At 45.0% G+C, this 5,139-nt stretch carries 5 protein-coding genes; all 5 read left to right on the top strand.

What is annotated here, in order from left to right; genetic code table 11:
* The coding region (locus R6U02_RS02295) for a DUF1861 family protein (protein WP_410262019.1) at positions 1-272 on the top strand (272 nt) is incomplete at its 5' end.
* A 17-nt stretch (positions 273-289) separates the two neighbouring features.
* A complete protein-coding gene (locus R6U02_RS02290) occupies positions 290-1,357 on the top strand; it encodes a glycoside hydrolase family 130 protein (RefSeq protein ID WP_410262018.1) in 1,068 nt (355 codons plus the stop codon).
* Positions 1,357-3,066: a phospho-sugar mutase gene (locus R6U02_RS02285; protein WP_410262017.1), complete on the top strand. Its 1,710-nt coding sequence runs from the start codon at positions 1,357-1,359 to the stop codon at positions 3,064-3,066. Before R6U02_RS02290 ends, R6U02_RS02285 begins: the two co-directional genes overlap by 1 nt.
* Positions 3,067-3,122: 56 nt before the next feature.
* Entirely contained in the window at positions 3,123-3,680 is a 558-nt protein-coding gene (locus tag R6U02_RS02280) for a hypothetical protein (protein ID WP_410262016.1), read from the top strand.
* A gap of 28 nt (positions 3,681-3,708) precedes the next feature.
* On the top strand, positions 3,709-5,139 hold a 1,431-nt coding region (locus R6U02_RS02275; RefSeq protein ID WP_410262015.1), incomplete at its 3' end, for a hypothetical protein.

Genomic DNA, 5,139 nt, shown 5'->3' with positions numbered 1-5,139 from the left:
GCGTGCTCGGACACATCGCAAAATTTGATGAATCAGGCGACCGTCATTATTATTCCATGGCATTCACGCTGGATATTGAGACGCTAACACCAAGTGAGCTGAAAATCATCGCTGAGCGCAGTGATTTCTTGGAAGGTCCGGCTAAACGTTCGGATCTAGAAGATGTTATTTTCAGCGGAGGTCTGATACGTGAAGGAAACGAAGCGGTTTTGTATGCGGGCATCAGTGACGCACAGGCACAAAAAGTGACGATACCGGATCCATTTATTTAAGAAGGAGAGTTTATTGCATGACTATCAAACGATTTGAAGAAAACCCGATCATAACACCGAAAGATGTCAAAGCTCATCATGAAGGATTCGAAGTGATCGGTGCATTCAATGCTGGTGTGGCCGATTACAACGGTGAAACACTTCTACTGATGCGCGTAGCTGAACGTCCGATCTCGAATGATCCAGATATCGTGAAGATACCCATCGTGGATCCGGCAACAAAGGAAATAACGATCAAAGAATTAAGTAAATCAGACAAAGAGTATAACTTTGAAGATCCACGAGTCGTGAGGAAACAAGACAAGCTGGAAGGCCTATCATATCTGACTTCACTTTCCTACGTGCGGATTGCCAGAAGTCAGGATGGCATCAATTTTACGGTCGACGACGAGCCATTCTTATATCCTTATAATGAGTATCAAACGTTTGGTATCGAAGACCCGCGTGTGACTAAAATCGAAGACACCTATTATATCGATTTCACTTCAGTGTCAGAAAAGGGTGTCGCCGTGTCACTCGTGACGACCAGAGACTTTGAGTCGTTCACGGACCAAGGCATCATCTTCGCACCTGAGAATAAAGATGTGGTGCTGTTCCCAGAAAAAATCAACGGACTCTATTATGCCCTGCACAGACCTGTCTTGAAAAGTGTCGGGAACTACGACATCTGGATCGCCGAATCTCCTGACACCAGACATTGGGGCAATCATCAGCACTTGGCGGGCGTGAGAGAAAACTCCTGGGATGAGGAACGCATGGGTGCAGGTCTGACACCTGTTAAAACGACTGAAGGCTGGTTGGTCCTGTATCACGGAGCTTCACATGCATCCCGTTATTGCATGGGTGCCTTGTTACTCGATCTGAACGATCCGACAAACGTATTGGCACGTTCCGATTCAGCATTCATGGAACCGGAAGCAGACTATGAGAAAAACGGCTTCTTTAATGAAGTTGTCTTCGGCTGCGGCGCCACGCAAAAAGATGACGACACGCTGACGATGTATTATGGTGTGGCGGACACATCCATCGCAGGGTGTGACATTTCCATTAAAGAGGTCTTAGCACATTTGAAGGAGTCTAACTAATGGATTGGAAAAGCAAATGGCACGAATGGCAGTCAGTTGAACATACTGACGCTTACATTGCTGAGGATTTAAACGGACTGACCGAAGACAGCGCCCAGGAACGATTTGGGCAACATCTGGCATTCGGTACTGGTGGCGCCCGCGGGACATTCGGTGCGGGGATCAATCGCATCAATCATTACACCGTTCGCCGGATCACTCAAGGCTTTTTAAATTATTTGGAAAAAAATGGCGACGATTCAAAAACTAAAGGCATTGCCATCAGTTACGATACCCGTCATTTTTCAAAAGACTTTGCTGAAAACGTTGCGTATCTGGCTGCCTCACAAGGGTTTAAAGTCTATTTGTCTGATGAAGCGAGACCGACACCACTGCTTTCTTACATGGTCAGAGCGTACGATGCAGCTGGCGGTGTCATGATCACTGCCAGTCATAATCCAGCGAACTATAACGGCTATAAAATCTATGACCATACAGGCGGGCAGATGACCGAAACGATGGCTGAAGCCATCGTCGATGAACTCAGTGATGTTACTAACGAACTTCAATTGGCACACGGGAAACTCGATGCCTTTATTTCAGAAGGAAGCGTTACGGTAGTTGGTGACGATCTAGATAGAGCCTACTTAACAGAATTAGGGAAAGATCTAAAAGAACCGGAACTATTCAAAAAAAAGACTGATTTTAACGTCGTCTATACGCCGCTTCACGGAGCTGGACTGGGCATTATAAAAAAAGCACTGGACACTCTGCAGTTCAAAAATTATTCACTGGTCGAGGAACAGCTGACGGTCGACGGAACGTTTGAAACCGTTGAGTCGCCCAATCCGGAAGACAAAGACGCTTTCGCATACGCCGAGGCTTTAGGAAAAAAAGAACAGGCGAATTTGATCATGGCTACGGACCCCGATGCCGATCGGTTAGGTGTCGCAGTTCACGAAAACGGTCAGTACACGTACCTTACCGGAAATCAGCTGGGCGCGATCCTGCTGGCATACCTTATTGAAAACAGTAAAGGACAAGCCTTGGAAAAATCCGTTTTGATCAAAACGATCGTGACCTCAGAGCTCGGTGCAGCTATTGCCGAAGCAGAGGGTATCGAAGTGATCAATACGCTTACTGGCTTTAAATATATCGGTGAAAAAATAACTGAGCTGGAAGAAGCCGGATATAAAGACTTCCTGTTTGGCTATGAAGAAAGTTATGGTTACCTCTTCAGCTCGATCGTTCGAGATAAAGACGCGGTCCAGGCGGTCGTCCTGTTACTCGAAGCGGCGCTTTATTATCATCAGAAGGACCAGTCTTTATTGGATGTTTTAGACGCTGTGTATAAGCGGTTCGGTTTTTATACGGAAGATTTAGTTACCATTCAGATCGAATCAGCAGAACAGGTCGAAACCATCGAAAGTAACATAGAAAAATTAAAGAAGCAGTTAGATGAACCGTTCGGCACGTTTAAAATAGCGTCGATAGAAGATTACGACAGCAATAAACGAATGACTTCAGACGGCAAGACGACTCAGATCGATCTGCCAAAAGCGAATGTCCTGAAACTGACATTTGAAGATCGATCTTGGCTGGCCATTAGACCATCGGGGACTGAGCCCAAATATAAGTTTTACTTCTCGACTAAAGATGAATCTGAAGTGGAATCCAGCAAGCGAATGGCTGAGCTTAAAGCGACTCTTTTCAGTCACTTAAATCTTTGAAAGTGAGTAAACGCAGTACTATGGAATATAAAAAATAAGATCAATGGAGGAAAAATATGTTAAAAAAAGCAGCTTTTACTTTAGGATTGGCATCAATGTTATTCGTGGCGGGGTGTAGTGATCAGGCTGACGACGAATCAGCAGCGGATGATTTATACTCATACACACAAGATGGAGCCGATGTTGCAGAGTGGACATCGATGGTAACACCTGGAGGCGGAGAAGGTTCTGTCGAATTGGGCGATGATGTCGCAGTTATTCAAGCGGCCTCAGACGGCTGGGGAGGCGTACAGTCAGAAGCAATGTCTATCGATTTATCAAGAGACCCGCTATTATTCGTACGTGTTAAAGAAAGTGGAGACGACTTCAAATGGGGAGCAAAATTTGTTCCGAGCTCACCTGAAATAGATGAGCATAACTGGGGTATGTATCTGATTGAGGACAACAACTTTAAATGGAATAACTATGCGGTTGTAGATATCAAAGATAAATTAGGAGAAAGTTTCGTCCAGTTATACGGTGAAGATTTAGAAGGCGTCATCTGGTTAATGGCTTCTGGCAGTTCAGAAGCAACCGTCGAAATTTCAGAAGTTAAAATAATGTACCAAAAATAAACTGCAACCAAAGGGGCCAATTAATTAAATGGATTTTCTGATTCGAGAAATAAAAGGATTGATGCTTTTAGCTTCCGGTATGCTTATGGTTGGCTGTTCAGCGGCAGATGAAGCTGACAGTCAAACACAAGACATTCGCTTTGATAAAGAAATCTTACGTGTACAACAATACGCTAATCAAATACCGACAGATTATAAGCTGATTGATTGGTCTGAACGTGCAGTCGATTTTGATGAACTCGTCTTTGATGGTCAGGATAACGGTCTCTTCCTCCCGCTCAGTTGGAAGGATGAAACCTATGGCTCATTTGGACTGCCCGCTTATGTAGGGGACGGTCGGATGCATCAAGATGGTGCCCAGGAAGCAGTGACCAATATTGCAGCGATTATCAGCGCGACTTTGAATGGGATCGATAAAACCGAGGGAGAGGATTACGTCGCTCAGTTGAGTGCCTTTTATAGTGAAGAAGAAGGCATCATATTGAACAACCCGGCGGGTAGCAGTGCCACGACCTCTATGTGGTATTTGCTATACCCAACTATTCTGTTTGCACATGCATCAGATTTATATGAAGATCAGGATGAATTGAGAAATCAGTTGTTGACTTCGATCGAAAGCTGGTATGGCGCGTACGAAATCATGTATGATAATGGGAATCCGGATTTTGATTACACCGGTTTTGATTTCAAACTAAATGAACCTTATCGCAATGATGTATGGACAGAACCGGATAGTGCTGTTGGCATCGGTATGCTGATGTATTACGGCTATCAGATGACTCAGGATGAAAAATATTTGACTGCGGCTATCAATACCATGGATTACACGGAAGCCTATTTTGGAAGTCCATTATACGAAGCACTCATGTACTTCGGACCATATTTAGGAGCCAGGTTGAATGCTTTTCATGGCACGCAATATGATCTCACCTCCTTTTTGGATGACAACTTCAATGCCTCGTCGATCCCACGTGGCGGCTGGGGTTCTGTTTCTGGTCAGTGGGGAGATTATGAAGTGAACGGCTTGTTCGGCAGTGACACAGATGGAGATGGTTATGTTTTCTCCATGAATACCTTCGCGGCCGCTGGGGCAATGGCTCCAGTTGTCCAATATGATTCCAGATACGCGAAAGATATCGGTGTCTGGCTGTTGAACCTGACCAGTAATGCCCGTTATTATTTCGCGACTGAAACTGATCCTGATAATCAGTCACTCACGCATTCCGAACATTCGGACGCTGTCAGTGATTCGATTCAAGCATCTATCCCTTATGAAGGCATACGAAAAAGCAGTCAGGGACGGACGCCTTGGTTTGGCGGGGATCCGACCGTTTATGATTGGGCAGAAACAGATTTTTCACTATATAGCGGTGCTCACATTGGTATCCTGGGTGCTTTGGTGGAAGAGACAAACGTTGAGAGCATTTTACGCCTGAACCTGCAGGCGACTCAATTCTTC

The organism is Alkalibacterium sp., assembly GCF_046484155.1.
Lineage (GTDB): Bacteria > Bacillota > Bacilli > Lactobacillales > Carnobacteriaceae_A > Alkalibacterium.
The sequence above is the reverse complement of the archived record's forward strand: the minus strand, read 5'-3'. Positions and strand labels throughout refer to the sequence as shown.

Excerpts from the sequence above, each read along its gene's own strand:
- R6U02_RS02290 (WP_410262018.1), top strand. The coding sequence starts at position 290 with ATGACTATCAAACGATTTGAAGAAAACCCGATCATAACACCGAAAGAT.
- R6U02_RS02285 (WP_410262017.1), top strand. The coding sequence starts at position 1,357 with ATGGATTGGAAAAGCAAATGGCACGAATGGCAGTCAGTTGAACATACT.
- R6U02_RS02280 (WP_410262016.1), top strand. The coding sequence starts at position 3,123 with ATGTTAAAAAAAGCAGCTTTTACTTTAGGATTGGCATCAATGTTATTC.